Source organism: Cellvibrio sp. (assembly GCF_053579595.1).
Genome location: NZ_JBRFPI010000466.1, coordinates 1 through 3,165, shown reverse-complemented (window position 1 = coordinate 3,165; position 3,165 = coordinate 1). Strand labels below are relative to the sequence as shown.

Genomic DNA, 3,165 nt, shown 5'->3' with positions numbered 1-3,165 from the left:
GGCAAAACTGATCGAGAGCGAAAAACTCGCCTCGCTCGGCCGTTTGGTCTCAGGCCTCGCCCATGAAATTAACACTCCGCTCGGTATTGCTGTCACGTCATCGAGCCATTGCGCCAGTGAATTAAAACGCGTGCAAAAACTTTACAAAGATGAAGCGCTCAATGAAGAAGAATTCGCCCAATTTTTAGCGGGGCTAGAAGATGGGTTGGGGTTAATTAATACCAACCTCAACCGCGCAGCCACCCTGGTGCAAAATTTTAAATTATCTGGCTCTATTCACACCGCCAACGAAGAAGAACAATTTGAACTGCGCAGCTGTATCGACCTCACCTTAAAAAGCCTGCACCCACTGCTGAAAAAAAATCACATCAATTGCGAGCTTTTGCCAGGCGCAGATATAACGCTCAACAGCTACCCCGGCGCCATCGCCCAAATTGTCACCAACCTGATCACCAACTCCATTCACCACGCCTTCCACCATACGGCCGACAAACAAATTCGCATTGAACTTAACCAAACACCTGAACAGATCACAATTCAATACCGCGACAATGGCTGCGGCATCGCCGATGATATTCGCCCAAAAATTTTCGAACCCTTTTTTACCACCGCGCGCCGCACTGGAGGCTCGGGCTTGGGCTTGTCGATTGTTTATAATTTAGTGACGCAGAAATTGGGTGGGGACATTGTGATAGATGCGGACCAGAGCCAAGGGGCGGGGTTTCAAATACAAATACCTGCAGTCACCCGCCAATAATAGCCATGGCACGTATTTGATATCGGCTTGACTCGCATCAAAGTGCCTTCCGGAAAAAAACTTATGCTTGTCCACTCTCTGTTCAGGACCCATCAGCATGAGCCAGGCAACCCCTAATCACGATAAAGCACACTTCCTCTACAACAAGGACGGACATCTGTGCATTCAGTTTTCGGATTTAGTCGTCGGCGAAGGCATTCAATCTAATCAGTTTTTAATTATTGACAATCAACGTGCCGCGCTTATCGATCCAGGCGGCGATTTGACCTATACACCATTGAATATTGAAATCAGTAAGCGGGTGAAAGCTAATCAACTGGATTACATTTTTGCATCACATCAAGACCCGGACATCATCGCCTCACTCCCACGCTGGATGATGCACACCCAATGTCAGGTCGTCACATCCAAACTCTGGTCGCGTTTTCTGCCGCACTTGGCCTCACAATTTGTCACCCAGCAACTGAATCACAATTTGGATGACCGCATTATCGCCATGCCGGATAGCGGCGGCACTATCGCATTTGGTCGCAGCGAAATGATTGTTTTGCCCGCCCATTTTTTACATTCGGTAGGCAACTTCCATTTTTACGATCCAGTAAGCAAAATTTTATTCAGCGGCGACATGGGCGCCTCATTAATTGAAGACCACGCCGAACAACCAGTGGTCGATTTTGAATCACACATCCCCCATATGCTCGGCTTTCATCAACGTTATATGGCCAGCAACAAAGCCTGTCGACTCTGGGCGAATATGGTGCGACAAATAGATGTAGAAATGATGGTACCGCAGCACGGCAGCCCCTTCGTTGGCCGCGCGATGGTCAACAACTTCCTCGATTGGATCAGCAACCTGGCATGCGGTATTGATCTAATGAACCAACAGCATTTTGATGCGGGTAAAGCGGGGTATAAGCAGTAGTCCAGTTTTTGCCAACTACCTGCCACTCTCACCCGTGAACACCAGCATTAATAGCATTTCTAAAGGGGTACCCGCCGCCCCTTAGCCAGACGCACTTGGTCAGCCAACAACGCTGGCATCTACTACCCTATCCGCCTACAATTCCCACCTTTGCCGTTACTTGGTCAACTGCGACCTGAGAGCCATGAGTTCATCGCTGATTCCCGAACGCCCGCTGCTGATTTCCCCGTCCCTCGCCGCCACTATCGGGCTGGAGGAGGCGTGTATGTTGTCGATTTTGGGCGATATGGCGACCTATTTACCGCTTGTAGCGTCCAACGGGCGCGAGTGGCTGGATTTGGATGAAACTTGGGTCAGCCGCGCTATGCCGTTTTGGACGGATTACGATGTACAGCGAATCAGCCGCAACCTCAAGGATAAGGGCATCATTGTGCTGGCGTCCGCACCCTATGTGGAAAGCCGCCGCCTGACGCTGGCGTTTGATGAAGCAGGCCGAGGCAGCAGCGATGCGCTGGTTGCAGCACCGGCGATCAATACCGGTGCTAATTTGATCGCACCCTACTGGCAGCCTGATCAGGAATTGCTGCGGCAGATCGCCCAGCACAATATCCCGGCGGAATTTGTCCGTCAGCAGGTGCCGGAGTTTGTAACTTACTGGCGCGAACGCGGCGAGACCAGTCACTCCTGGGGTGCAAAATTTTTAAAAGATGTGCTGCACAAATGGCGCAGTTACGAAACCCAAATTGCCCGCCAAAAACGTGAAGACAGTGAACGACAAGTGCGCGAGCGCGATACCGAATTTTTAAATCGCGATCTTGAAACGGCGATGCACAGCCAGTGGCGCCCGAGCAAAGATGCGCTCGAAGTATTGGTGAAACACGCGAGCATCAGCCTCGCGTTTGTAGAAGATTCAATTCCGGAATTTGTGGTCTATTGGCAAGAGCGCGGCGATGTCGGCCGCACCTGGAACAGCAAATTTATCCAGCACGTTAAACGCCAGTGGATGCGCTACAGCTCGGCACTGGAGCACGATACCGAACCCAAACGCATTCCCGACGATTGGCAGCCGAGCAAAGATGTTTACGATGTGCTCAAGCTGGCCAATATCGATTTAAAGTTTGCTCAACAGCAAGTTACCGAATTTGTTTTATTCTGGCGCGACAGCAACCAGGTTTATGCAAGCTGGAACACCAAATTTTTGCAGCATGTGAAATTTCACTGGGCCAAACAACACGCATTAACAACCGTCAATTCGCAGCAGGTTAATCATGCAGGACAGCAACTCCCTCATTCATCAGGTCGCACAAGAGATAGCAGCCTCGCAGAACAACTCAACGACCGCAGCTGGGCCAGCTGATCCCACGCGTTCACAGCGCGAGCAAAGCAGCACTCCAACTGATGCACATATAGACGCGATCAACCAGGTGTTTGCCCTGTTCCGTATCAATTACCACAACCAGTATTACAGCGCGTTTAAAGATAACGA

Annotated in this window: 3 protein-coding genes; all 3 read left to right on the top strand. The window is 50.6% G+C overall.

Annotation, left to right across the window (positions count from 1 at the left end; all coding sequences use genetic code 11):
- Window positions 1-757, top strand: a 757-nt coding sequence (locus ACWA6V_RS19800) for a sensor histidine kinase (protein WP_449524104.1), incomplete at its 5' end; no start/stop codon positions are given.
- 97 nt (window positions 758-854) lie between these two features.
- Window positions 855-1,679: an MBL fold metallo-hydrolase gene (locus tag ACWA6V_RS19795; protein ID WP_449524103.1), complete on the top strand. Its 825-nt coding sequence runs from the start codon at window positions 855-857 to the stop codon at window positions 1,677-1,679.
- Between the two features lie 184 nt (window positions 1,680-1,863).
- The gene (locus tag ACWA6V_RS19790) at window positions 1,864-3,036 is read left to right on the top strand and encodes a DnaT-like ssDNA-binding domain-containing protein (protein WP_449524102.1); all 1,173 of its coding nucleotides are present in this window, start codon (window positions 1,864-1,866) and stop codon (window positions 3,034-3,036) included.
- The last annotated feature ends 129 nt before the right edge of the window (window positions 3,037-3,165 follow it).